The organism is Planococcus daihaiensis (assembly GCF_049262615.1).
GTDB lineage: Bacteria > Bacillota > Bacilli > Bacillales_A > Planococcaceae > Planococcus.
Map to the genome: position 1 here is coordinate 1,551,413 of NZ_CP175504.1, position 24,872 is coordinate 1,576,284.

Annotated in this window: 23 protein-coding genes; 6 read left to right on the forward strand and 17 right to left on the reverse strand. The window is 45.2% G+C overall.

What is annotated here, in order from left to right:
- Window positions 1-11: 11 nt before the first annotated feature.
- Complete coding sequence (locus tag DHX103_RS07390) at window positions 12-1,127, reverse strand: GGDEF domain-containing protein (protein WP_422124631.1); 1,116 nt, start codon at window positions 1,125-1,127, stop codon at window positions 12-14.
- 283 nt (window positions 1,128-1,410) lie between these two features.
- Here DHX103_RS07390 and DHX103_RS07395 point away from each other — a divergent pair, with 283 nt between their 5' ends.
- Window positions 1,411-2,118, forward strand: a complete 708-nt coding sequence (locus DHX103_RS07395) for a DUF2294 domain-containing protein (RefSeq protein ID WP_422124632.1) — start codon at window positions 1,411-1,413, stop codon at window positions 2,116-2,118.
- A gap of 114 nt (window positions 2,119-2,232) precedes the next feature.
- Complete coding sequence (gene pgeF, locus DHX103_RS07400) at window positions 2,233-2,994, forward strand: peptidoglycan editing factor PgeF (protein WP_422124633.1); 762 nt, start codon at window positions 2,233-2,235, stop codon at window positions 2,992-2,994.
- A gap of 343 nt (window positions 2,995-3,337) precedes the next feature.
- Here the strand turns inward: pgeF and DHX103_RS07405 are convergent, their stop codons facing one another.
- Both DHX103_RS07405 and DHX103_RS07410 read right to left on the reverse strand, forming a co-directional pair.
- Complete coding sequence (locus DHX103_RS07405; protein WP_422124634.1) at window positions 3,338-3,829, reverse strand: LURP-one-related/scramblase family protein; 492 nt, start codon at window positions 3,827-3,829, stop codon at window positions 3,338-3,340.
- A gap of 32 nt (window positions 3,830-3,861) precedes the next feature.
- Window positions 3,862-5,922 carry a GAF domain-containing sensor histidine kinase gene (locus DHX103_RS07410; RefSeq protein ID WP_422124635.1) on the reverse strand — a complete coding sequence of 687 codons (2,061 nt, stop codon included), beginning with the start codon at window positions 5,920-5,922 and terminating at the stop codon, window positions 3,862-3,864.
- Between the two features lie 242 nt (window positions 5,923-6,164).
- Here DHX103_RS07410 and DHX103_RS07415 point away from each other — a divergent pair, with 242 nt between their 5' ends.
- Window positions 6,165-6,719 (forward strand): ECF transporter S component, encoded by a 555-nt coding sequence (locus DHX103_RS07415; RefSeq protein WP_422124636.1) that lies wholly within the window; start codon window positions 6,165-6,167, stop codon window positions 6,717-6,719.
- A 107-nt stretch (window positions 6,720-6,826) separates the two neighbouring features.
- Here the strand turns inward: DHX103_RS07415 and DHX103_RS07420 are convergent, their stop codons facing one another.
- From DHX103_RS07420 to DHX103_RS07435, 4 genes are all read right to left on the reverse strand, one after another.
- Complete coding sequence (locus DHX103_RS07420; protein ID WP_422124637.1) at window positions 6,827-7,162, reverse strand: hypothetical protein; 336 nt, start codon at window positions 7,160-7,162, stop codon at window positions 6,827-6,829.
- A 303-nt stretch (window positions 7,163-7,465) separates the two neighbouring features.
- Complete coding sequence (locus DHX103_RS07425) at window positions 7,466-9,010, reverse strand: malate:quinone oxidoreductase (protein ID WP_422124638.1); 1,545 nt, start codon at window positions 9,008-9,010, stop codon at window positions 7,466-7,468.
- 309 nt (window positions 9,011-9,319) lie between these two features.
- Entirely contained in the window at window positions 9,320-10,564 is a 1,245-nt protein-coding gene (locus DHX103_RS07430) for an MFS transporter (RefSeq protein WP_422124639.1), read from the reverse strand.
- A 78-nt stretch (window positions 10,565-10,642) separates the two neighbouring features.
- Window positions 10,643-11,290: an ArsR/SmtB family transcription factor gene (locus DHX103_RS07435; RefSeq protein ID WP_422124640.1), complete on the reverse strand. Its 648-nt coding sequence runs from the start codon at window positions 11,288-11,290 to the stop codon at window positions 10,643-10,645.
- Window positions 11,291-11,484: 194 nt separating this feature from the next.
- On the opposite strand from DHX103_RS07435, the gene DHX103_RS07440 reads away from it, so the two are divergent.
- Together DHX103_RS07440 and DHX103_RS07445 are read left to right on the forward strand one after the other, a co-directional pair.
- Window positions 11,485-12,678 (forward strand): hypothetical protein, encoded by a 1,194-nt coding sequence (locus DHX103_RS07440; protein ID WP_422124641.1) that lies wholly within the window; start codon window positions 11,485-11,487, stop codon window positions 12,676-12,678.
- 99 nt (window positions 12,679-12,777) lie between these two features.
- Window positions 12,778-13,149 carry a VOC family protein gene (locus tag DHX103_RS07445; RefSeq protein WP_422124642.1) on the forward strand — a complete coding sequence of 124 codons (372 nt, stop codon included), beginning with the start codon at window positions 12,778-12,780 and terminating at the stop codon, window positions 13,147-13,149.
- Window positions 13,150-13,307: 158 nt separating this feature from the next.
- Here the strand turns inward: DHX103_RS07445 and DHX103_RS07450 are convergent, their stop codons facing one another.
- The 4 genes from DHX103_RS07450 to DHX103_RS07465 all read right to left on the reverse strand — a co-directional run bounded on the left by DHX103_RS07450 (window position 13,308) and on the right by DHX103_RS07465 (window position 17,425).
- Window positions 13,308-13,760 (reverse strand): hypothetical protein, encoded by a 453-nt coding sequence (locus DHX103_RS07450; RefSeq protein ID WP_422124643.1) that lies wholly within the window; start codon window positions 13,758-13,760, stop codon window positions 13,308-13,310.
- A 69-nt stretch (window positions 13,761-13,829) separates the two neighbouring features.
- Complete coding sequence (locus DHX103_RS07455) at window positions 13,830-14,012, reverse strand: hypothetical protein (RefSeq protein ID WP_422124644.1); 183 nt, start codon at window positions 14,010-14,012, stop codon at window positions 13,830-13,832.
- Between the two features lie 139 nt (window positions 14,013-14,151).
- A complete protein-coding gene (katG, locus tag DHX103_RS07460) occupies window positions 14,152-16,410 on the reverse strand; it encodes a catalase/peroxidase HPI (RefSeq protein WP_422124645.1) in 2,259 nt (752 codons plus the stop codon).
- A 373-nt stretch (window positions 16,411-16,783) separates the two neighbouring features.
- A complete protein-coding gene (locus tag DHX103_RS07465; protein WP_422124646.1) occupies window positions 16,784-17,425 on the reverse strand; it encodes a Yip1 family protein in 642 nt (213 codons plus the stop codon).
- Between the two features lie 177 nt (window positions 17,426-17,602).
- Between DHX103_RS07465 and DHX103_RS07470 the strand changes: the two genes are divergently transcribed.
- Entirely contained in the window at window positions 17,603-18,175 is a 573-nt protein-coding gene (locus DHX103_RS07470) for a YdeI/OmpD-associated family protein (RefSeq protein WP_422124647.1), read from the forward strand.
- Window positions 18,176-18,297: 122 nt separating this feature from the next.
- Here DHX103_RS07470 and DHX103_RS07475 read toward each other — a convergent pair whose 3' ends face one another.
- From DHX103_RS07475 to DHX103_RS07500, 6 genes are all read right to left on the reverse strand, one after another.
- Window positions 18,298-19,188, reverse strand: coding sequence for a glycine betaine ABC transporter substrate-binding protein (locus tag DHX103_RS07475; RefSeq protein ID WP_422124648.1), 891 nt, complete (start codon window positions 19,186-19,188; stop codon window positions 18,298-18,300).
- 1 nt (window position 19,189) lies between these two features.
- Window positions 19,190-19,843: an ABC transporter permease gene (locus DHX103_RS07480; RefSeq protein ID WP_422124649.1), complete on the reverse strand. Its 654-nt coding sequence runs from the start codon at window positions 19,841-19,843 to the stop codon at window positions 19,190-19,192.
- A complete protein-coding gene (locus tag DHX103_RS07485) occupies window positions 19,836-20,969 on the reverse strand; it encodes a betaine/proline/choline family ABC transporter ATP-binding protein (RefSeq protein ID WP_422124650.1) in 1,134 nt (377 codons plus the stop codon). Before DHX103_RS07485 ends, DHX103_RS07480 begins: the two co-directional genes overlap by 8 nt.
- A gap of 384 nt (window positions 20,970-21,353) precedes the next feature.
- Window positions 21,354-22,547, reverse strand: a complete 1,194-nt coding sequence (locus DHX103_RS07490; protein WP_422124651.1) for a DUF4317 domain-containing protein — start codon at window positions 22,545-22,547, stop codon at window positions 21,354-21,356.
- Window positions 22,548-22,696: 149 nt separating this feature from the next.
- Window positions 22,697-23,179, reverse strand: a complete 483-nt coding sequence (locus tag DHX103_RS07495; protein WP_422124652.1) for a nucleoside deaminase — start codon at window positions 23,177-23,179, stop codon at window positions 22,697-22,699.
- A gap of 149 nt (window positions 23,180-23,328) precedes the next feature.
- Window positions 23,329-24,270, reverse strand: coding sequence for a potassium channel family protein (locus DHX103_RS07500; protein ID WP_422124653.1), 942 nt, complete (start codon window positions 24,268-24,270; stop codon window positions 23,329-23,331).
- Window positions 24,271-24,872 lie beyond the last annotated feature (602 nt).

The following is a 24,872-nucleotide window of genomic DNA, read 5'->3' on the forward strand; positions in this document are numbered from 1 at the left end:
TGAGCTTGCTGTTATACATTATAATGATAACTTCGGTTATGCTGGATCTGGTTTTTGCCATTGCTTTTCGCTTCATATAAATAGGAATCCGCTTTCTTGAAAAACTCACTTTTCGACAGGCCATCGTAATAATTCTGCAAGCCGACACTGATGGTGACAGTTTCTCCTCCGATTTCCACATGTTTTAACTGTTCAATGGCACGGCGCATTTCTTCCAGATATTCAAAAGCTTCATCGAATGTCTTTTCCGTAAAAATGATTGCAAATTCCTCACCGCCGTAGCGCGCCACGACGTCATTGGATGCGGCTTTTTCCAAAATGACTTTCGCCACATGCCTCAGCACCAAATCGCCCGTGCTGTGTCCGAAATTATCATTGATGCTTTTGAAATTGTCGATATCGAGCACCGCAAGCTGCAGCTGCATTCCTGATTGATCCGCCTGTTGGACGAGCATATCCAGGTAATTTTGAAAAGTCTTATGGTTATAGAGCCCTGTCAGCGCATCGATTTTCGACACCCGTTCCATTACCCGGTTCTGAATGAGCAGCTCTTCTTCCTTTTCTGCTGCCCGCCGCAACGTAGAAAGCACCTCTGCGCCTCTTTCGATGACTGCCAGGTAAACGATATAACCTGCAATAAGAATAAATAGATAAGTAAAATATTCATATGGCGTCATGTCGGCCCGATTGGCTTCACTCAGAAGATAAATGGTGACAAGGCTTGTGAAACTAAACAGGAAACTGATGGTCAGCTTGAGTTTACTGAGATAAATCAACGAAATCGCCATCGGAAGGAGCAGAGTCATCTGCAAGCCCGACAAGCTTGGGTTGGCAAGAATCATGACCACGGCCAGAAGGGAGCCCGCGAAAAGAAGGATGTAAGGGTTGTAGATTTTCATAACCTTGACCATGATCCAGGAAATGAGCATGATCGTTAATATCAAGCTTGTCGGCCAAACCATCCGCAATGATATATAGGTCTCAATATAATAGTAATAATAATAAAATGTGATGATCAGCCCTACTAATTGCCCCCCAATAGCAACAATGGAAAGCAGTCCGTAAAAATACAGGATTTTTTTTGCCCAGTATTCGTAATCCAACCCGATTGGATATGACTTTTCCACGAGTCCCCCTCCTTACGCCAAAGATCTATATCTTTTATCCTCATTTTACCAGTAATTACTTGGAATAATATAATAATATTAAGATATTGTATTAAATAATTACTAATTACTTCCTTTCAATAATCCTGAAGAACTTTGTCGCACGACCTCAAAAACCGATGGATGTTCGCAATTCTTTCTTGTTTTCCCTATACTTGAAAGAATTAAAAATATAAATACGTAATAGGAATTTCTGTTTCCGTACGATGTCCAGAAAATCTCATTGTTGAAAGGGGAACACTTCATGCCAAAAGAAAAGACGGTTCAATCTGAAATAGGCGGCTACATTTCAGCGTTATTGAGAAACCATTTTGGAAAAGGGCCCACATCCGTTTTTGTCACGATTAAAAGCCCGTTTATCCTCATTCATCTCCGTGGTTTTATCGCGCCGATGGAAACGGTTCTGCTGAAAAAGAAGGAATGGAAACGCGTTTTAGAAACCCGGGATTTACTGATCAATGAATTAAAAGGTGAAATCGAAGAGAATCTTCGCCGCATCGCAAATCTGAATATCCGGGAGTTCTACGCAGACTGGAATCTTGATTCGGAATCCGGCATGCTGATTGGCGTCATGCCAGACGAAGTTCAGCAGGAGGATTTCGAGTGGCCTGAGCATATCGATAAAGAAGAATTAGAATCCAAAGTCGAACATGCGAGTGAAATAGCTGAAAGAAGTCCGGGATCGATCGAAAGTTATTGGCTGAATGACCGGACATTACTGGTAAAACGAAACCAAATTTTGGTCGGCATCGAACAGGCCTTGATTGCTGAAGGGTATACTGAAATTCTGAAGCTTGCCAAACGGCCGCTGGAACGCAGTCTGATCTACAAGACGGAGCCGGAAAAAACTTTGGGCCGCCCGGTCACGGAAGTGTATCTAGACTGGAATTTCCCCAACGACATCGGCTATATTGTTTTCATGATGGAACCCGTGAAGAAATTACGGGATTGACTCTGCCGCCTGCTTTGCAGGTGGTTTTTTATTGTCCAAAAAGATTTTCACACAGCAGGATAAAAATTCTATACAATAAATTCCGCCTCTTATATAGTAGAGACAGGTGATGCTATGAAAACGAAATTATATGTCAATTCGGCGAATCTGACTGCCGGTATTACGATGAAGGATGCCACAGAATTTGAACTCAATAATATGGCGCTCCATGCCTGCGAAGATCCTTTGCAGATCGTGGAAAATCGGCGGAAAATGGCGGATTTCCTCCGAATGAGGCTGACCGACTTCGTCTGTGCCAACCAAACCCACAGTGCGAATTTTTACCGTGTCGATGCGAAAGACAGAGGCCGCGGTTCCACCGACTTCCACCTTGCAATAGCGGATACCGATGCGCTTTATACGTACGAACCGAATATTCTGCTGTGCACATTTGCGGCCGATTGCGTGCCAGTCTTGTTCTATAATGAAGTGAAAGGCCTCATCGGCGCCGTCCATTCCGGCTGGCAAGGCACTGTCAAAGAAGTTACGCTGAAGCTTTTCGAGCATTTGAAGAATGAAGAAGGCTGCGCGATGGAGGATGTCCATGTGCAGCTTGGTGCAGCGCTGAGCCAGGATAAATTCGAGGTTGATGAAGACGTCTATTTGAAATTCAAGGCGTTGGGTTATGCGGACGAATTTATGTATTACAATCTGGAAACCGGCAAATACCACATCGATAACCAGCTCGTTGTGAAAAAACAATGCGAGCTGGCGGGCATTCCTGTTGGGCAGATTTCGATTGACCGTACCTGCACCTACATGAATCCCGAGGGTTTTTCCTACCGCGCGGACAAGAAGAGCGGACGGCATATGGGCTTTATCGTCAGAAGAGCTTGAGTGTGATGACACTTAAGCTCTTTTTTTACGGCGATTTTTGCGGGAACGCCAGAATTATCCTCAACGCACGCAAACGGCAGCCCATCGCACGCATATCATTTTAATCGCACGCAAGTGCCAACTAATCGCACGCAAACCGCCACAGCGGCCCACTTCAATCTCTCACCAAGCCCACAAACCAAAAAACACCCCGCCAAAAGGCAGGGTGTATCGATATTTGCGGCGTCCAAGCCACGCTCCACAACGTGTTTCCCCGAAAGGAGTGCTTGTGCGTCTTACGCAAATGAGCTCATCGCGTCTTTAACAATAAACCCTACTCCAAGATAAGTCAATGTACAGTGTTTCACGTCGCCGCTGCAGCCGCCGCTTGGTCTGCCTTCACACAATCGATCGCCACGACCAGTGCAATGATGAGATGCTCCATGTCTTCGTCCAGAATCTGCATTTCGTACGTGTCACCCCACGTCAGCCATTGCTTGCTCACCGAACCGACCACTTTGCCGTGCTGCAGCACTTCGAAATCCATATCCCACCAATTGCCCTGCACGTCGACTCCTGCTGAGTCAATCGTATAACGCGCTTTGAAAAAGCTGAATTCCTTCTTGATTGTCAGCTCTTCGCGGCCATCCACTTCCACGAAAAATTTCGGCAAAAAGCTGAACGTTTTTTTCGTAATCAGCGCTACTTCCTTGCGTGACGGATCCATAATCGTAAAAGTCTTCGGGATTTGCAGGAAGCTGCCTTCGATAAAATAAACATCCTGCTGTTGCTCGTCTTTCACCGTAAATTTTCCGCTTAAACTGAATACCTTCTGCTTCATATAAAGCTGTCTCATCCAAATTCCCCCTTTAGTCAGCGTCTCTCTTTTCAGTCAGCCGCATCCACCGGAAATCTCGTGAAAAAGATTGTGCCTTCCGGTCCTGATTCGATCTCGATAGCGGCGTTATGCCGAGCCGCCACCGCGTAGCAGATGCCAAGCCCAAGACCCGTTCCGCCATCTTTTGTCGAGTAGAACGGCGTACCGATTTTCTCGACAATTCCGGGATCAATCCCACTGCCCTGGTCCTGAACCGCCAGTATCACACAATTTTCGTTTTCCGCGTAGGTGCCGATGGTCAGCGTCCGTCCTTCTTCCATCGATTCAAGCCCGTTGCGGTATAAATTGATGATTAATTGCCTGATTTCATTATGATTCAACAATAGGTCTGGAATTTCCTGCGTAAAAATCTGAATCTGTTTGTTCTGATTAAACGTATCAATTTTTATCAACGGGGAAATATCCTGAAGAATCGTGTTCAGATTCATCATTTTCATATCCGATGTCCGCGTATTGCCGATTGACAGAAACTCGGTGATGATGGCATTGGCACGGTCCAATTCATCGATCATCAAATTGAAGTGTCCCTCATGCTGCACCAGTTTTTCATCGATCTTCAATAATTGAAGAAAACCTCGCACCGTCGTCATCGGATTGCGGATTTCATGGCTGATTCCAGCTGCCATCTGGCCAATTAAATCCAAATTCGCCAACCTTTTCAGCTCTTTTTCGTATTTCCTTTTTTCTTTGATGTTTTTCAACATGCAGCAAATTCCATCATCAAACGGGTACGCGGTAATTTCATACCAATAATCATCCACTTCGGATTGCGCTTCAAAACGCACGGTGACCCGATCATTCATGGCCCGGTGAAATTCGGTATAAATGATGGTATCCACAGTCTCCGGAAATTCATCCCAAATACTTTTGCCCAGCACCTCATCCGCTTTTTTCCCTCTCGGCAAAAATTGATGCTTGTTGAGGTAGACGTATTCCCAGTCTTTATTGAGCGCAAAAAATCCGTCCGTGATGCTTTCAATAACGCTGTTGACCCGTTTGTTGGCCGCATACAGCGCACTCGTCCGCTCTTCGACCATCCCTTCCAATTGGTCCATGTACAATAAATTCGAAAATACCGGAGCGAGGGTGTCAACAATCGACTGCGCGAAAGTAATCTGCAAGTCCATCAATTCTTTCTCCATCTCACAGCTGCACACCGCGGCAACGATACCATGAACCTTGCCCATGGAAATCAGAGGAAACAGCAGCAATTCCTTTTGCCTTTCCAGGGCTGCATGCACCTGTTTCCGCTGTGAAATCGAATCTGACAGCCCTGTCGCATAGCTTTCCGTTAAACCCATCCGCGCAAGATGGCCATTCCACTCTGTCTCGGTCATTCCGCTGGAGGCCATGAAAGTTATCCGATTGCTTTTCGGCATGTTGGGAGGTTGTATGATATGTGCTGCAAATTCGTGATCACCAAACGCCCGTTTTAAATAGGCGAAGCACACCTTCAGGCTTTCCCGGATGGTCGAACAGAAAGACAATTCCCGGGTAAGGTCGAGTAATAATTGCTTCTCCTCCAGCAATTTTTCCTTCTCGGCAAAAGTTTTGGCGTTTTGAATCGCCACCGCCGCCATGTTCACGTAAGCTTCAACGCTTTCGATTTCGTGTTGCGTTAAATTCATCGGCGTACCGTAATCGAACAGAAACACCATGCCAAATAATTCTTTGTCATATGAAATCGGCAGCGCCAATAAGGATTTGATCTGGAAGGCTTCCACCGCTCCAGGATTCGGCCGACCGTCTGCTGCAGTATCCGCTATGTAAATGGTCTTTCCCGTCTCGATCAATTCCGCTGCCAGCCGGTCTGTTTCCGGATCGATAATTTGCGATTGCAGCGTCACGCCGCTCATGATTTCCGGTTTACCCGCATAACCACGATAGGTTCCATCACCTTCCGGCAAATAAATTCCGACCGAATTGCATTGGACGATTTCTTCAGAAATCGCCGTCGTCACCTGCTGCAGCACTTCCCGCAAGTCCAGCTCCGCGTTGATAATCTGCGTTATATTGGCAAGTCTTGAATAGCGCGACTGTTCGTTTTTCATACAGCATTCTCCGTTCTTTCCACTGCTTGTCATATCGTCCATTCTACCAAAAAGGCCGCTTCCTTACGCGTATCAATGTGACCAAAATCATCTGACCCCTAAGAATTAACCAGAATTGGCACTTTTAACTGGGTCAATGCTTTGCTATTGTTAGCGAGTATACAAAAGCATCTTGGGCAATGACTCTTTTTGTTTAATTGCCTGACCCCCAAAAATTGACTTGAAAAAGGAAGGTAATCCATATGCAAAAAACTGCTGTAGCCACAACTTCTGTTACCAACAGACGCACTTTCAACCTGATCCTCACTTCCATGGCCATCGCCTTGGTATTCGTCGCGACCTTATTATTGAATATCCGATTGCCGATCGCCGCAAACGGCGGGCTGGTCCACCTCGGCACAGCGATGCTGTTCATCATCGCCATGCTGTTCGGCCCTAAAAAAGCCGCCATTGCCGGCGCTGTCGGCATGGGGCTGTTCGACCTCGTTTCCGGATGGACATTATGGGCGCCAATTACCATCGTCGCTCGCGGCCTGCAGGGCTATATCGTCGGCCAAATCGCCTGGTCAGCAGGGCGCATGGGCAACAGCAAATCATTCAATATCCTTGCAGCCGTCGCATCGATTCCGGTAATGCTCGGCGTCTATTACATCGGCGAAGCAATTATTTTCAGCAGCTTCATCATCCCGGCAGCATCGATTCCAGGCAATCTCGTCCAAAACGGCGTCGGCTTGCTAGTAGCCATCCCGGCAGTTATCGCGTTGAAGAAAGTGCCGTTCTTTAAAAAAGGATTGTAAACTTTTAAGCCGATCTTCCGCATCAACCATACAAAAAGCGCAAAATTCGCTCCGGAATTTTGCGCTTTTTTACGTCTATATGCATCGGGTTAACGGGTGTTCCAAACCTATCCGAAATAGTGACGAATTATCTGATAGAGTGCAACGCCAAGTCCTAAGATAACAGCTTTCATTTTAGCCCAATCGTATCTTTCGCTGCGGAATAAGTAAAAGAATACGATGACAAATCCTACTGGAAACCAGAGCTGAAATTCCCCTTCGTTTGAATAGCGGGAATAAATCGGCATAGTATAAGCACTGATCAAAAAATAGAAATATACCTTGTAACCATCTGTTTTCATTTCTTTACTCCATTGGACTAAAAGATAAATTATAATCACTGCCCCAATCATAATGTGCAAAGAGGGCAACATCAGTGTTCCATTCTCAAGTTCAAATTCCATCCAGTATCACCCATCCTTTTTGATGTGCACTTACTATTAATAAAATATAATACCAGTCCAATACAACTACAATTAATATTACTATATTTTTTAAATAAATCCATTTTTTGTTAAAAAATAAATCTTAAGACAGTCTCGCAGAAATGAAAAAGCCTTCGCGCAGGCGAAAGCTTTCTTAAGGGGATGGCGGAAAATTGATTAAACCCACATATAATTGGTAATGCACACATATTTTCTGTTTTCCGCGCATAAACACAAAAAAGGAGAAAGCCCCATCATTCTGAGGCTTTCTCCTTCAATTATTTACACTCGTTCTTTCACTGATTTATCATCTGCTCCGGCTGTCGCAGTCGTAGCGTATTGTGTTTCGTTCAACGCAAGCGCTCTGTCGGTCAATTCGTGGATTTCTTTGAATAATTCAGGGTTGTCCACGAGGGACACGCCGTAGGATGGGACCATTTCTTTGATTTTCGGTGCCCATGCTTCTTTGTGTTCCGGGAAGCATTTGTTGAAAATCTCGAGCATTGCGTGCACGGCTGTGGAAGCACCTGGAGATGCACCAAGAAGTGCGGCAATCGAGCCGTCTTCAGCTGTAACGATTTCCGTACCGAACTGAAGTGTGCCTTTGCCTTTTTCGTCCGTGTCTTTGATGACCTGGACGCGCTGGCCGGCTACGACTACATCCCAGTCTTCAAGTTTTGCAGTCGGGATGAATTCGCGCAATTCTTCCACGCGTTTTTCGTTGGACAGCATAACTTGCTGAACGAGGTATTTCGTCAAGCCCATTTCTTTTGCTCCAGCTGCCAGCATCGTCAATACGTTGCTTGGTTTCACAGAGCCGATCAGGTCCATGTTCGAGCCGGTTTTCAGGAATTTCGGTGAGAAGCCTGCAAACGGTCCGAACAATAAAGATTTTTTATTGTCGATGTAACGCGTATCCAAATGCGGTACGGACATCGGTGGTGCGCCGACTTTCGCTTTGCCGTAGACTTTGCCGTGATGCTGATTGACGAGTTCCGGATCGTTGCAGACCAGGAACATGCCGCTTACCGGGAATCCGCCGATTTGTTTGGATTCCGGAATGCCGGTTTTTTGCAATAGGGGCAAGCTTCCGCCACCGCCACCGATAAAGACGAATTTCGATGTATGGTATTCGATTTTATCAGTTTTCAAGTCGTGGACTTTAACTTCCCACGATCCGTCGCTCAACCGTTTGATGTTTTTGACGGTGTGTTCGTAATTCACTTCAACATTTTCCTCTTGAAGATATTCGAACAGCATTTCAGTCAGTGCGCCAAAGTTGACGTCCGTTCCGGAGTCGATTTTCGTTGCCGCCATCGGTTCAGTCGAAGTGCGGCCTTCCATCATCACCGGCATCCATTCTTTCAGCTTTTCAGCAGAATCCGTATATTCCATTCCTTGGAACAACGGCACCTGCGTTAATGCTTCAAAACGATTTTTCAGGAATTTTACATTGTCTTCGCCTTGCACCATGCTCAAATGTGGAATCGGCATGATGAAATCCTGTGGATTGCTGATGCGTTTTTTATTCACCAGGTACGACCAGAATTGTCGGGAAAGATGGAATTGTTCGTTGATTTTAATCGCTTTGTCAATTTCAACCGTGCCGTCAGCTTTCTGCGGCGTATAGTTCAACTCGCATAACGCAGCGTGTCCTGTCCCTGCATTATTCCACTCATTGGAGCTTTCCGCTCCAGCTTTTTCGAGCTTCTCAAATACTTTGATTTCCCAGTCCGGTGCCACTTCTTTCAACATTGAACCCAATGTAGCGCTCATCACGCCGGCTCCGATTAAGATAACGTCTGTTTTCTTTGGTACACTGCTCATTATACCCGTCCTTATCCTATTATATATTTGCAAAAAAATGCCGGCCCTCCTGCCCCATTCGTTCTCAAGCAGGACTTCCGGAGCTCATTTTTCTGCCTCTGTTTTTCGTAAAATCTATTGGCACTTGCCTTAAAGTAAATAGTTCTACTTCTAAATGATAATTATATACCATTTCCAGGCTGCAATAAAGAAAAGCTGCCTTTTTTATAGGGTTTGAAGGTCAAATCAGGCAGTCGTGCCAATAAATCCCCCTCAATTTCTGACGAGCATGGCGCCAGGACTCGATCTCAAAAAATAGCTCAGCGAAAATCATTTAGTTTCAGCTTTAATTTTTAAGGTTTCATCCAAACGCAGGCGGGCAATCAGACCGGCCATAAACGGCAGCAACGCCACTAATCCAATCGCCCATGTGACGTTGATCAAATCCGCGATTACGCCTGCAAACAGTGCGCCGAACGCATAACCGCTGTCCCGCCAGAATCTGTAGACCCCCATGGAAGATGCGCGCCAGGTTGGTGCCACTACATCGCCGATCGCCGCCTGCAAAGTCGGGTAGACCATCGCCGTCCCCAAGCCCAAAATGATCGCCCCGGTGATCCACATCGAAAAGCTGTCGACCACCAAAATAAACCACAATGCCGCGGCTTGCGTCCACATTCCGTACACAATCAGCTTTTTCCTGCCGACTTTATCACTGAGCACCCCGGTGAACAGTTGAAAAAAGCCCCATGCCGCCGGATACAGCGCCACAACGATGCCCGTCTCGGCAACGCTCAAGCCGACCGTCATAAAGTAAATCGGAAATAGTCCCCACGCCATGCCGTCTTTCAGATTGGTGGACAACCCCGCGATACTGATGGCGGAAAGGTTCTTGTCTTTCCATGTTGTTAATTTGAATATCTCTTTTGCCGACAGCGTTTCTTTGGTTTTATTGTCATCGGCATTGGCATCGATCTGGACTTTTAAATGCTGATCCGTATCTTTCACAATGAGCGATAATAAGATTCCGACAATGACGATGCCGATGCCGATGTAAAACGGTTCGGGCCGAAGTGAATAGGATGCCGCCACATAGCCGGACACTGCGGCCAATATCGCCACCCCGGAATAGCCGGCAAATTCATTCAAGCCGACTGCCGTGCCCCGCTGGTTTGCCCGGGAAAGATCTATTTTCATGTTGACGGTCATCGACCACGTCAAGCCCTGGTTGATCCCGAGCAGAATGTTGGCCACAACAATCACCCACCATTCGTGGGCGAAGATGATCAAGATGGGCACGAACAAGCCGATGATCCAGCCGCTCAACAGGACCCGTTTGCGGCCGAATTTATCCGCCACTTGTCCCGCGAAATAATTCACAATCGCCTTGGAGAAACCAAAGCTGATGATGAAGGACAGCGCAGCACTTGTTGAAGCCAAGCCGAATTGCTCTTCACCCAGGATGGGCAGAACCGTCCGTTCTATCCCGACCATCGCTCCGACAAATAAGTTTGTCACGATCAGTAAAATAAATTGAACACGATTTTCCCTTATGCCAATCTCAGTATGCTTCATCCTTTACCTCCATCTTTAGAAGCAGCAAGAGCTCCATGTAAAATGGAGCCGAAACAATTCGATCGATTCCTGCTGCAGTTATTGCTGCAATTGTTTCCATTCATTTATGCCGGATTCAAGCAATGAAGCCTTATAGCCTTTGGAGCGCAAAAGTTCCACCGCTTCCGTGGCATAGACACAATAGGGGCCACGGCAGTAAGCTACGATTTCTTTGTCCTTCGGCAATAAATTCAGCCGCTCCTCGATTTCTGAAACCGGCATGGAAACCGCACTCGGAAGATGTTCGGCCGTATATTCATCAATCGGCCTTACATCAATCAACGTGATGGAGCCTTCTTTTATCTTCTCTGCCAGATCCTCCAGCTGGATACTGTCAAAGTCATCGTTTTTTAAGATAAATTCGTTCCTGACAATATTAATGTCGGCAATCCGTTGTTCTGCAGTGCTTCGTAATGCCATCACCAAATGCATCACCTCTTCACCGGCCAATTCATAAATCACATAATTTTTCTCTTTGGCAAATGACACTAATTTTGAATCTAGCAAAGCCTGCAGATGTTTTGAAGTATTCGCTATCCCCATTTTTGTTTCGGACGCCAGCAACTCCACTGATTTCGGTCCCTGTGTCAGCAGATCCAATAATTCGATCCGCTTCGGACTGGATAAGGTTTTGCCGATGCGGGCAAATTCGCCGTAAACAAAGTCTTTAAATTCCCTGGAGTTCATTGCCATGTCCCCTCTCTGAAAATACGCCTAACTATTCAACCATATAGTTGAATAATATCATAATGTTTTTGTAATGCCCATAAAAAAAACCCGCCTTTTTATAAGGTGCGCCAATAAAAATAGGAATTCCCACAAATATGGCAATAAACCTTTGCGTTATAATCAATACTATCCAGACAGGAAAGGGTGAGCCGATGCAAGATACCGTTGAGAAAATTGTTGCGTTATTGCCTTCCATGAATTTTGAAAACTATTGGGACGGCTTCGGTGAAGAGGCTTTTGCCCTTTATGATGAAAGCACCGTCTATTTGTTCAACCATCCGAAATGTAGAGACAAATCCTCCATCCATTTTCCGAAAGATGATCAATTTTATGCCTGCACCTATATTTTATTCGAAGACGTTCCAACCGCTATTGTCGATATTCGATACTTCGACTTCTTTGAAGACATCTACTCATTGATCGCCCATGAATCGTTTCATGCCCATCAATATACGCTGGGCGAAAGCCGTTTTCCAAATGAAACCATTGGTCCCGCTTACCCCAGCGATGCCGAGCATATCCACCTCCGCATTCAGGAACGCAAAGCGCTTCACGACGCCGTTTTTGAAAATTCCAACAACCTGCAACAGCAGCTGATCAATGAATTCATCACACTGCGCGAGAAACGGACCCGACTTTACGCACCCTGTGTCAATTATGAAAACCGCATCGAAACGATTGAAGGGCCGGCCTTTTATGTCGAATATCAAGCCCTGCGGGACATCAGCAACAGCGAAAACGCGCTCCAGCGCTATGCCAGTATGCTGCTGGATGCCGAAGATTCCCATGTCCATATCCGAAAAAGCTGCTATAGTTCCGGGCTGTTCCTGTGTCTTTTACTCGATCAACTGTTACCCCGCTGGCAGGCGGAATTCATGCATTCCGAGCGCGACTTGTATCATTTTTTCAAAAAACGCCATCCGGATTACAGCCCTGTATCCATTGCCGCTCCTGACAATAAAGCCGATGTGGATGGCATCATCAAAACGATTGAAGATCAAAAGAAGAAAGCCTTTCAATCTTTCACAGAAGGAAGCGGACATAAAATGACGCTTACCGGCGAGATGAAGGCAGCCGGTTTTGATCCGATGAACATCATCATTTTGGGTGACCGGGCCCTTCACCAAAAATTTTTGAAAATCCGGATCGGCGCAATGGAACATTTTCTCCAAGGTCCCGTGCTGACCGTGTTCGATAAGGATTTCATGACAATAAAGACAGTGGAAATCTTCACGGAAAAGCCGCCGCACCAATCGGAGGAGGCGCTCGACATCGAGGGCATCGGCACCATTCAGGGGAATATCGAATTTGCGGATGAGACTGCGAGTAAAATTGCCTTGAAATAAACCTTCAAAAGCTGCAGGAAGGAATAAAAGCGCTTGCCAACGAATATGTCATGTGAGAAGTAGATAATTTTAGTTCAAATACGAATTGGAGGGAATCTCATGCAATTAGGTGCTTTTTCAATCAGCCTGAACGTCAGCGACATCCGTGCTTCAAAAGATTTTTACGAAAAGCTCGGCTTTGAAACTCTGGGCGGCGATATTGAACAAAACTGGCTCATCCTAAAAAACGGCACAACAATCATCGGACTGTTCCAAGGCATGTTCGAAAAGAACATGCTGACATTCAACCCCGGCTGGGATCAGAATGCACAGAATCTGGAGGACTTCACCAATGTCCGCGAGCTTCAGCAAAAACTGAAAGCCCGCGACGTAAAATTCCTCACCGAAGTGGATGAAACGGGCGAAGGCCCGGCCAGCTTCATAGTCGAAGACCCCGACGGCAACCCGATCCTGGTCGATCAGCATCGCTAATGCCGACCAGCTATAGATTCCGAAATAAACCACTAAAGCCCGCAATCCTGAACGATCCAGGTTGCGGGCTTTGCTGATTTTAAATTTATGGCTCCTGAAATTCTGAATGTCCAAATAATTCAGCACCGTTCGCGAAAGCCGTTTGGTGGTGGTCACTTTTAACCGCGCGCTTGTTCAATGATTTCCATATATTGTGTGTCGCCATACCCCAGTTCCGGAAATTGAGTCATCAATTGTTTAACTAATTCAGCGGCGGACAGGCTGGCATGATTCTCAATATATTGCGTAACGCTGTTCTCTTCAGCAAACATATTTAACTGCAGTTCCACCGCCTGCTGCATGACTGGCATTAATTCCCCGGCTGGTTTCTGGTGATTCAGCAAAACTTCTTCATATACTTTATGATAACTGCCTAAATTGAGTTCCGTCTGATCCACTTTAACTTCTCTATCCCGAAAACTGTTTAAAATGACTCTTCCCTGATATTCAGACTGCTCCAAAAAAGCTAATGCGGTTAATAGGTTCATCTGGCAAAACACGTCTTCACCAAACCATAAAACGACCACTTTATACTGATTTTGGAATAACGGTCCTAAAGGCGCTACAACCATTCTCCTGTAATTTTCAACTGAATCCTTATGTCCAGCTGCACGCAGCCGGACAAATTCATCATCCAGCACTTATTTTGAAGTGGAGTGAACACACATCGCTTCATTGAACGGAACGGAATCCGAATTGCCCATCAGTTTATCTGCATGAAATTCATCGTACATTAGTTGCCCATTAAAAATATGTAAAACATCCTCTTTAAATAACTCTTCATGCTCCATTTGCATTTGTTCCACTTTAATTTTGAAATTCATTTGAACCACATCCCCTTTTTTGCTCGAAAGCGTGCTGAAAAGTGATTATACCGGATTCTTTTATCTTTTCACTTAAATCAAAAAACCGCAAGCACTTAGAGTGCTTGCGGCAAAAGGATCCTGATACGGAATTTTTTGTTTATTTTTTCAGATCAAAACGGTCAGCGTTCATCACTTTGTTCCAAGCCTTGATGAAGTCGCGAGCGAATTTCTCTTTGTGGTCGTCTTGTGCATACACTTCTGCAATTGCACGAAGAATCGAGTTAGAACCGAATACTAGGTCAAAACGTGATGCAGTGTAGACTGTTTCGCCTGTTGCACTGTTTTTACCTTCGTATTTGTTGAACTCTACAGGTGACCATTCGATGTTCATATCCAACAAGTTGACGAAGAAATCATTTGTCAAAACGCCGACTCTGTCGGTGAAGACTCCTTCAGTTGCGCCGCCGTAGTTTGCGCCAAGTGCGCGCATACCGCCGACAAGTGCTGTCATTTCCGGTGCAGTCAAACCAAGCAATTGTGCTTTATCAAGCATCATTTCTTCCGGGCTTGTTGCATATTCTTTTTTCTGGAAGTTTCTGAAGCCGTCTGCAAGCGGCTCCAACACATCGAAGCTTGCTGCATCCGTCTGTTCTTCGAGTGCGTCTCCGCGGCCTTGAGCAAATGGTACTTCCATATCGAATCCAGCCGCTTTCACAGCTTGTTCGATAGCAGCATTTCCTCCAAGTACGATCAGGTCAGCGATACTGATTTTATCGCCAGTGTCGGCTTTCAATTTTTCATAGAAGCTGAGCACTTTTTCCAATTCTTCCGGCTCGTTTGCTGCCCATCCGCGCTGTGGAGCGAATCGGATGCGAGCTCCGTTTGCACCGCCACGCTTGTCTGAATCACGGTATGTGCTGGCAGAAGCCCAAGCAGTTTTAACCAATTGCTGCGGGTTTAAGCCACTTTCAAGGATTTTTACTTTCAGCTCATCCAATTCTTTATCTTTCAAAGTACCTGGTGCTGCCGGTACCGGATCTTGCCAGATCAATTCTTCTGCCGGAACTTCTGGTCCCCAATAGCGATCGATTGGTCCCATGTCGCGGTGAAGAAGTTTGAACCATGCACGTGCAAACGCATCTTGGAACTCTTCCATATCCTCGTAATAACGGCGTGAAATTTTTTCGTACGCCGGATCCGTGCGAAGTGCCATGTCTGCAGTTGTCATCATCGTTTTCACTTTAATAGAAGAATCTTCTGCATCAGGTGCCATCTGCTCTTCTGACAAATCTTTTGCCGTCCATTGGTATGCGCCGGCAGGAGATTTCGTCAACTCCCACTCGTAGCCCAATAATTGTTCGAAGAATCCGTTATCCCATTGTGTCGGGTTGGCAGTCCAAGCGCCTTCAATACCACTTGAAATCGTATCGCGGCCTTTTCCTGAACCGTGCGAGCTCTTCCAGCCAAGACCCTGGTTTTCCATAACGGCGGCTTCCGGATCGTCACCTACGTTGGAAGGATCTCCAGCTCCGTGAGCCTTACCGAATGTGTGTCCACCTGCGATCAACGCAACTGTTTCTTCATCATTCATTCCCATGCGCGCAAATGTTTCGCGGATATCGAATGCACTTGCAAGCGGATCCGGTTTACCGTTTGGTCCTTCCGGATTCACGTAAATCAAGCCCATTTCAACGGCAGCAAGAGGGTTTTCCAATTCGCGATCCCCTGAATAACGGTTATCCGACAACCACTCTTTTTCATTGCCCCAGTAAACGTCTTCTTCCGGTGCCCAAATGTCTTCACGGCCTGCCCCGAATCCAAAGGTTTTGAAGCCCATCGACTCAAGTGCTTCGTTGCCTGCCATTACAATTAAATCGGCCCAGGAAATTTTGTTTCCGTATTTTTTCTTGATCGGCCACAGCAAACGGCGTGCCTTGTCCAAGTTTACGTTATCCGGCCAGCTGTTAAGCGGCGCAAAACGCTGGTTACCTGTAGCACCGCCTCCGCGGCCGTCTGTATTGCGGTAGGTACCTGCGGCATGCCATGACATACGGATGAATAAACCGCCGTAATGACCGTAATCCGCTGGCCACCATTCCTGGCTGTTTGTCATCAAATCGCGCATATCCTGCTTTAATGCAGCATAATCCAATTTCTCAAATTCCGCTTTGTAGTCAAATTCTTCCCCGAGTGGATTCGATTTTGTATCATGCTGGTGCAGAATGTTGACATTCAGCATATTCGGCCACCAGTCTTTGTTTTGCGTTTTGCCTGGCTTGTTTGAAGTCGTAATGGCACTATCAGTGTGCCCGCCTGTTTGGCTGCTTGGTCCGCCTCCGCCCGTTACCGGACATTGTGCATCTGATGCTGCTGTATGGCGTTTTTGATCGTTGTTCTCATATTCATTGTTTCCCATTCTTTAAAACCTCCTAGTTAATAATGAAAAATAGTAAACTTCCGTCTAAAACTATTGTTGCCGCGCATTGTTGACGGCAGATAATAATTCTTACATTAGAATTATACTAAACTAGAGATGCACTGAACAGTAATAAGGATTTAAATGGAGGGAAATCTTTTTAGGCGGTGCCGAAATGTGGAAACAGTCGGGAAGAGTTCTGTATGAAAGGCTTTTGCAGGCTGGCTTGATGCAAATTATAAAAGAGCGTATACCAACAGCTCCAGCGTTGGCATACGCTCCATCAGAAATCTGGCAACGAATGATTCTTGGCCGTCAAAGAGGATATCGTGTTTGATTAGCGAAATAACTCTTTCAGGAACCAAACCCTCCTTTAAGTGAATTGGTTAAAGAACGAAGCGAACAGCACAAAGACGATAATAAGAACAAAGATCGTGATAATGAAACCTGGTATCAGAACGATGAAAAATCCTTTCCAGGATGAGACGTTATGCGCTTCACCTACCGCTTTGCAGACGATAACAAAAGTCCAAACGGAAACGACCGCCATCACAATGGACATGATGACCACAATCGGATCGCCTTCAACAGCCATTCGGTCCGCGAAGAAAGTTTCCGGTGATGCCAGTGCCCAGACGATCAGCAGCGGCAGCAGCCAAATTTGCGGGATCTGCGCTGTCGCAAGCGCCTTGAACATTTCCGGATAGTTCGCTGTTCCTTTGAACATTCGTCCAACCAGGATCAATATGGCAGCGCCGATGAAATAGCCGAAAGCACTCCCGATCGGACCGGTGATCAATGCCTGTAAAATGGCTGCCCACGGTTCCATATCGGCGCTGCGGGTGTTCATGAGACCGATCAGACCGGATGCAAAACCCGTCAGCACAATGAGCAGAATGATGAATTTGGCAGATTTCCGTTCAATGACAAAACGGACGGTTTCACGCGTGCGGAGCCAAATGTCGGTAAATGGGTTTATCTCGTTCTCTTTCCGTAATCGATCTTCTCTTACCAAGGTTTCTCCCTCCTTTCATCCAGTTATTGCCGTGTCTGTCAGCAGAATCTCCCATTTTCTCTAATATGATTTCATTACCCTATTTCGCAGATAACTATCATAATTATGAAATAAATAATATTTTATTAACATTTCAAATGGGACATCCATTCTGATTCCGAACGGAGTTGTTTAATCATGGAAATTGAGAATTTGCTAAAAGTGACATCCCGACAAGAACTAAGAGCTTGGCTGGAGGAATATTCAACGACAGAGCAATGCTGCTGGGTCGTCGTCAGCATGGCGAAACGGCCCGGTGTCATTCAATATTTGGATGCCGTCGAGGAAGCGTTATGCTTTGGCTGGATTGACGGCATCAGGAAGAAAATATCCGCTACGGAAACCGCTCAACGATTTTCTCCACGAAAGAACAGGAGCAACTGGACCGAATTGAACAAAGAACGGGTCAGAAGGCTGGAAAAATTAGGATTGATGAAAGAACAAGGACTGAAAATCCTCCCCGATATGCGGGCCGAATCGTTTACGATCGACCCGGAAATTGAAGCCCGGCTGAAAGAAGACGCACAAGTCTATCAGAATTTCTTGAATTTTCCCGAACTGTACCGGCGGATCCGGATTGATAACATCCAGGGTTACAAGGAATATGATCCGGAAATTTTCAATAAGCGGTTGGATAAGTTCATCCAAAACACACGAGAAAACAAAATGTACGGCCAGTGGAATGACAATGGCCGGTTAACTGATTATTGAAGCTCGATTTTTATAAACAGGATTAAAAAAAACAAGCCGAACTACGCAAGTTTATTGTGCAAAACTTGGTAATTCGGCTTGCTCTCTGTTTATGGTAAAGCGATTTGCGTTATGCATTGCTTCTACTGCTCGATTAAGCCAGCTTCCTCTAAAAATTCCTTCGCTACGACTTCAACCATCATGCCTTCATTATCAACTTTGGCATTCATCGCCTGCATCGTTTCTTCATCGATTTTGCCTTCCAGCTGCTGCAGTACACCTTCGAGTTCAGGATACTGATCAAGCGTTTCCTTCAATAATAAAGGAAGTGCGTGGTAAGGCGGGAAATAGGATTTGTCGTCTTCGAGCACACGCAAATCATAAATCTGCAATTGGCCGTCTGTTGTGTAGGAGTTGATGACATCCACTTCGCCTGCATCAATGGCACGGTACATCATCCCGTGATCCATCCCTTTCACATCATCAAACGCCAGATTGTATTCTTCTTCAAACCCAGGCAGACCATCCGGACGGTCAATAAATTCGAATACCGCTCCAAGCGTATATTGATTTGAATGTTCCGCAAAGTCACTGAACGTATTTATATCCAGCCGCTCTGCTTCCCCTTCGTCAAGTGCCAGTGTGTACGTATTATTAAAGCCGAATGTATTGAACGCTACGATACCGTCCTCAGCCACAAGTTCTTTGGTCTTCGCCAAAGTCTCATCAGCTGTACCAGGGGTTTCACCGTAATACGTAATGACAATCGTCCCTGTATAGTCAGGAATCAGTTGGATGCTGCCGTTCATCATTGCATTCCAGACAACGTTGGAGCCACCGAGGTTTTCGCGGTAGATGATATTCAGATCTGTTTGATCATCAATCAATTGCCCCATGACGCTGGATAAAATAATACTTTCCGTATTATTTCTTGATCCGATGGAAAGAGAATCATCACTTGTTAAAATGCAGCCCGATAAAGGCAGTGCTGCGAGAAATACAAATGAAAGAAATAAAAGTTTTATTCGCTTCATATTATTTCAGCCCTTCTGGTGTAGTCCAGCGTTCCAGCTTGTTAAAAGAAAATTCAAGCATGATCGCCAATATGGCGGCTGGAATAGCTCCCAGGAAGATTAATCCGTCTATGCCCCGCGTAATTCCGAGGAAGATAAAATCTCCAAGTCCGCCCGCTCCTATAAATGCGGCCAATGTAGCATTACCTACGTTGATAACGGCTGCGGTACGAATACCGGCCATGATAATTGAAACGGATAAAGGAAGTTCTACTTTCAGCAGGATTTGACTGCTGGTCATGCCCATTCCTTTGGCCGCTTCCAAAGTTGCCTTGTCTACACCTTTAATGCCGGCATACGTGTTCCGGACAATCGGCAGGAGTGAATACAAAAACAATGCCGCAATCCCTGTTTTCACGCCAATCCCGAAAATCGGGATCAGGAAGCCGAGTACAGCAAGACTTGGTATCGTCTGCATAATACCGGTGCCGCCCAAGACAAAAGGTACGAGCTTTGGTACACGTGTAATCAGAATGCCTAACGCGACGCCGAGTACGACGGCCATCAGCATGGAAAAGAATACTAATTGGATATGGACAAAAGTCGCTTCAAGCACTTCCATCCAACGCATTTGCGTTTGTTGAACAATTTGTTCCCATAAGTTTAAGTTATTCATTAGTTGCCTCCAATTCTGTCCACTGACTGGACAACGCCGAAAGCAGTGATCCGCGCGTTACTAATCCAACAACCTTCTTGGCATCATCCACGACCGGAATGATTCCGAGTGTGGCCTGTGACATCATAATAATTGCATCTTTGGCGCTTTGTGAGCTCCATAGGAACGGTTCGGCGTTTACCATAATCTCTTCTATGGTTTTGATGTTGTCCATTTGCTTGATCACGTCGTACGCAGAGACGACGCCGAGCATAACGTCATCTTCATCCACGATCACCAGCATCGTTTTTTTATGTTTGCGCATTATGGCAAGCGATTTTTCAGGAGACCGGTTCGGATAAGAAGTTAGGACTGTTTCCGACATAACTTCTCCAACTGGCATAAGTTCCGGATTTTGAATAATTCGTTCTTTGCCGATGAATTCTTCGACAAAACCGGAAGCCGGTTCTTGCAATAATTTCTCGGGGGTATCCAATTGAAGTAAATTGCCGTCTTTCATGATAGCAATTCGATCACCAAGTTTTAACGCTTCATCCATATCGTGCGTTACGAAAACAATGGTCTTTTTCAGTTTTTGCTGCAAGGAAATTAATTCGCCCTGCAATTGTTCTCTTGTGATTGGATCGAGGGCACCAAACGGCTCATCCATCAAGATGATGCTTGGATTGGATGCGAGCGCTCTGGCAACACCAACACGTTGTTGCTGTCCGCCTGATAATTCTTTCGGGTATCGGTTGCTGAATATCTCCGGATCGAGTCCGACCATCTCCATCAACTCTTTGACCCGCTTTTTCGTCTCCAGCTCATTCCACCCTTTGAGTTGGGGAACAATCGCGATATTCTTTTCGATCGTGTAATGAGGAAATAATCCGATCTGCTGGATCACATAACCGATATTCCGTCGCAATTCTGAGGCATTTAACTTTGTAATATCCTTGCCGTCAATCGAGATGGTTCCGGTTGTGTGTGGAATCATTTGATTGATCATTTTCATCGTCGTTGATTTCCCGGAACCACTTGGTCCGATAATTACCAGAAACTCCCCTTCAGGAATTTCAAAACTGACGGAATCCACTGCTTTAAATCCGTCATTGTACACTTTGCTTACATTTTCAAATTTTATCATAGGTACCTCCCGATTTTTCTCATATAAAAAAGCTTCCTTAGGCACGATTTGTGCTTAAAGAACCCATTATTTTACTACAGGTTGTTATGAAACTAGTTATATGGAGTCTGCATGGTTCTCGACTTTGTTATCTTTCTTAATGCTTCGCCAAACTGCCTCATTAACGGAAATTCGCTGGTGAAAAAAAGAGACAGACTCAACTAAATATTCTAATATAGATATTTGGGACTCTATAACCATAACATACTTAGTAAAAGTTTTTTTGAAATACTGAAAATCGTGCATTTTTGAATGACAGACAAAAAAAAGGAAGGCAGGTTGTTTGCCTGTCTTCCTTTTGTAAAGTTTGTGATCCGTCTGGTTGAAAAATCGCACTGCTCTTTTCTACTCCAGCTCTTCTTCCGCAATCAACTTAAATCCTTCGATGATCGTATCTTCTTCCACCTCAATCAACAGACAGCGTTTGCCGTTGTAATTGACTTCTTTGACGTAACGTAAGTCTTGTGGGCTGATCTTGATATCCGCGACTTTCGTGCTGATTTTGATGGATTTGGAGGCGTAACTTGGCACGATATGGCTCGCTTTCATCTCATACGCTCTGTCTTCCACCACTTGCTGGAAGGCCCGCTCCACTTTCTCCGTGCTCACATCTTTGATGCCGCTCGCCTTCAGCACTCGTTCCATTTCTTTGGCGTCCAAGGTCGGCGTCTCTTCATCTTCGTCATCGTATTCCTCATCCACCACCATCATGGCATTGATTTCATCATAGACGTTGGCCAGCGTTTTCGAATTGACTTCCTCCCCGATGACAGCTTTGACAATTTCCTCAAACACCGCTTTATCTTCTTCGGCCGTCACGATTTCAGTGCCGTTCAAGACATGTTCGATAAACTGGAAATCCGGCTTGTTGGCTTTGCTCGCCGAATACAGGATGTGATGGATGTCCGCGGCGTTGTCCGTAAAGCTCGGGAACAGGAATCCGCCAATCGGCGACGTCAGTTTGATGACGGGATCCGTCACCAGGTTCGACTTGAATTCTTTCTCGACAAAATCAAACACCAGCGAACTTTTCGGCAGCTCGGTCTGGTTCATGCTGCACAGGATAAACGGCGTGGAATACACTTCATCGCGCATGTCGATTTCCGTTTCATCCGGCTGGCGTTTCGTCGTTTTAGAATATTTTCCGCGAATAAACGTGACGACCATATCTTTTTCGTATTTGCCTTCCTGAATCATCTTCAAGGCAATCCCTTGCATATGCGTCTGCCATTCCGTTGTGTCTTCTGTCTCAAGACCCTCATATAACATATGCTGCGTATGGTCCGTCTGTCCTTCTTCCTGCGGCTGAAACTTCACTTCAAACAATTTCTGATCCAGTTTCCCGCCTAAAACCTTTTTGAAATTTGCCAGAAACAATTCCTGCTGTTCCCGGTCCAACAGCGAAAAGGAGCGGCTCTCCTCATGGAAGATTTCAGTGCTTTCCTTCTGGATATACACATTATAAATATCAGCGATTTTGAGCAAATCCGTCTCCATTTTAAAGTGTTTGCGAATCTCTGCTATGTCTTTTTTATTCATTTCTATTTCCAACTCCCTGGCTAGTAAAATCTGTGGTGCAGACAAAAAAAGAGCATCCAAAGCTTCGATCAGCTTTTGGTGCTCTTCCAGTATAACAACAATTGGGGTGAAGGACGCAGCGCAACATTGGAACAAAAACCGTGCACTTTTTAACGGTTCGTTGCATGCAACCGAATATGGAGCTGATGGACGCGCTCCGCCAGTTCCGGATCAGGGCCATCCACTTCCGCATCCACGATGACATCCTCAATGGCCAGATTGCGGACACGTGCTGGCGGTGCGCCCAAGTCACGTAACCAACCGACCAATTGCTCGGATGAACTGGCATACACGATCCGCCCCAGGCCGACCCAGCCGTGAGCCGCCGCACACATCGGGCAATGTTCCCCGGAGGTATAAACCGTTGCCTTGCTTCTGTCTTCCGGTGCCAGGTTGTTTGCCGCCCAGCGAGCAATCGCAAACTCCGGATGCTGCGTATGGTCGCCGCCCGCCACGTGGTTATGATCTTCAAAAAGCACTTCTCCGGCAGCTGAAACAAGGACGGAACCGAACGGCTCGTCCCCTTTCTCCAACGCCATTTCCGCCAATTCTACACATCGCTGTAAATGTTTCAAGTCGGTTTCGGTGATCAATTTTGGAGCCTCCTTTATGGTTCTATTTGATCAAAGGATATCATTTCCCGGGAAATATCGCGCTGGAATTTTATATAAAAAGATTTATCGCAATCTATAGAGAAAATTACCAAACAACTTGATTCAGATTACTATTTAATGAATATCATCTATACGCGATTTATCCTATTATTCTCATAACCCTGTTCGACTTTTGTAATTTCCAAAGTCATTTTCTGGTATGTTCTTATGAACCCATAACTTTCATGGATAAGATGATAAAGAGCAACATAAGCGTTGATAGTATTACTTGAACGGAATTGAACTTCCCCTTCGTGATTCCTGATCATTTCCGCATCAACTTCAGCCGCTTGTTGTTCACCCATTTTTACATTCGGCTGATTTAATATATAAGCACTGAAGTCCAGTTCCTTTGAATCTGCTATAAACTTGATGCACAAATTTTCGACTTCCGGCCAAAGCTGTGTATATCCCAACTTTACTAATTCTTCAATGGAGTCGACTAATTCTTTCAGGCTTTCAAAATAGTATTCGATGGCTGGAGTAAAATGATGATCAGAGTGCCTGAATGTTGGTTTAAACAGATCTTTCATGTCATTAAAATTGAACTCTTCATTCAGGACAGTGCCAGACTTTCGCTCATTTACAGGCGTTGTTACTGTATACGAATACACTTTGTATCTCGTTATATTCAACTCAATTAATTTATTAAAAGCTGAGAACCTCTCTATTGCCCGCTCTTCATTTCTTTTTTGCTGCTTCTGCTTTTCATTTTCCTGAACTTCAACTCCACGCTGATGAGATAAAGCATTTAGAAATAGACCGATTAAAATGATTCCTGAAAGGGCTTCTGATGCAGTAAGCAATTGGCCCAGTTTTCCGATAGGTGTGATATCCCCATAGCCCAGAGTCGTTATTGTGATAATACTAAAATAAAAAAAACTGAATAATCCCGACTCATGATTATTCAGTTGCATGCTTGACTCCGGCAGAAGAGTGTATGCGACGGCGTAGAGTGGAATTAAACTCAAATACAATCCCCCGTATACAATAGGTTTCTTATTCATGAGTTTTTTTAAATATTCTCTCATAATGTCACCTCTTGGTTTTTTAGTATAAGGGCTGTGTTAAATGAATTGGGATTCCTTGATAAAAACCTTATTTATTTGTGGTAAGGCTCACTGTAACGTTGGATAGGGTAAATTAAAAAATGGGTCTTCAAAACCCTGCAGGGCCTATGTGACATGATCAGTAGGTCCGATTCTCACATAGTCCCCCAATTCAAAAATCTATATAAATGACATAATATTGGATTCTGGATTTGAATAATTGTTAAGTGGTAGTCCAGGTGATGAATCTACCTTTAGCCTTCTACTACATATGTAGGAGGCTATTTTTATGTCCAAAAACCTGTAATGAGAAAACACCAGCAGTCCAAGATGATAAAATTCACCAAAATCCTTTAAAAGCCTGATGAATTCATGAAATTTATCCAGTGACAATTGGACACTCGTTTACTTGGAATTTGGAAAAAAATGAAAGACCGTTGCACCAATTCAAGTAACCCCTAATATTATTGTTATAGAGTTAGAGACATTCAAGTATGCGAGGATTGGACAACAGATTTATGCATTTCTATGGATGGGATCCAATCAACGACAGTGCCTTAACAAAATACTCTTTGCGCGAAGAT

Bases quoted from the DNA above. Each gene is read 5' to 3' on its own strand.
- katG (WP_422124645.1), bottom strand. From the start codon at position 16,410: ATGGGAAACAATGAATATGAGAACAACGATCAAAAACGCCATACAGCA.
- DHX103_RS07455 (WP_422124644.1), bottom strand. From the start codon at position 14,012: ATGAATTTCAAAATTAAAGTGGAACAAATGCAAATGGAGCATGAAGAG.
- DHX103_RS07475 (WP_422124648.1), bottom strand. From the start codon at position 19,188: ATGAAGCGAATAAAACTTTTATTTCTTTCATTTGTATTTCTCGCAGCA.
- DHX103_RS07450 (WP_422124643.1), bottom strand. From the start codon at position 13,760: ATGGTTGTAGCGCCTTTAGGACCGTTATTCCAAAATCAGTATAAAGTG.
- DHX103_RS07500 (WP_422124653.1), bottom strand. From the start codon at position 24,270: ATGAGAGAATATTTAAAAAAACTCATGAATAAGAAACCTATTGTATAC.
- pgeF (WP_422124633.1), top strand. From the start codon at position 2,233: ATGAAAACGAAATTATATGTCAATTCGGCGAATCTGACTGCCGGTATT.
- DHX103_RS07440 (WP_422124641.1), top strand. From the start codon at position 11,485: ATGCAAGATACCGTTGAGAAAATTGTTGCGTTATTGCCTTCCATGAAT.
- DHX103_RS07470 (WP_422124647.1), top strand. From the start codon at position 17,603: ATGGAAATTGAGAATTTGCTAAAAGTGACATCCCGACAAGAACTAAGA.
- DHX103_RS07430 (WP_422124639.1), bottom strand. From the start codon at position 10,564: ATGAAGCATACTGAGATTGGCATAAGGGAAAATCGTGTTCAATTTATT.
- DHX103_RS07490 (WP_422124651.1), bottom strand. From the start codon at position 22,547: ATGAATAAAAAAGACATAGCAGAGATTCGCAAACACTTTAAAATGGAG.
- DHX103_RS07395 (WP_422124632.1), top strand. From the start codon at position 1,411: ATGCCAAAAGAAAAGACGGTTCAATCTGAAATAGGCGGCTACATTTCA.
- DHX103_RS07405 (WP_422124634.1), bottom strand. From the start codon at position 3,829: ATGAGACAGCTTTATATGAAGCAGAAGGTATTCAGTTTAAGCGGAAAA.
- DHX103_RS07410 (WP_422124635.1), bottom strand. From the start codon at position 5,922: ATGAAAAACGAACAGTCGCGCTATTCAAGACTTGCCAATATAACGCAG.
- DHX103_RS07435 (WP_422124640.1), bottom strand. From the start codon at position 11,290: ATGAACTCCAGGGAATTTAAAGACTTTGTTTACGGCGAATTTGCCCGC.
- DHX103_RS07445 (WP_422124642.1), top strand. From the start codon at position 12,778: ATGCAATTAGGTGCTTTTTCAATCAGCCTGAACGTCAGCGACATCCGT.
- DHX103_RS07425 (WP_422124638.1), bottom strand. From the start codon at position 9,010: ATGAGCAGTGTACCAAAGAAAACAGACGTTATCTTAATCGGAGCCGGC.
- DHX103_RS07485 (WP_422124650.1), bottom strand. From the start codon at position 20,969: ATGATAAAATTTGAAAATGTAAGCAAAGTGTACAATGACGGATTTAAA.
- DHX103_RS07415 (WP_422124636.1), top strand. From the start codon at position 6,165: ATGCAAAAAACTGCTGTAGCCACAACTTCTGTTACCAACAGACGCACT.
- DHX103_RS07420 (WP_422124637.1), bottom strand. From the start codon at position 7,162: ATGGAATTTGAACTTGAGAATGGAACACTGATGTTGCCCTCTTTGCAC.
- DHX103_RS07480 (WP_422124649.1), bottom strand. From the start codon at position 19,843: ATGAATAACTTAAACTTATGGGAACAAATTGTTCAACAAACGCAAATG.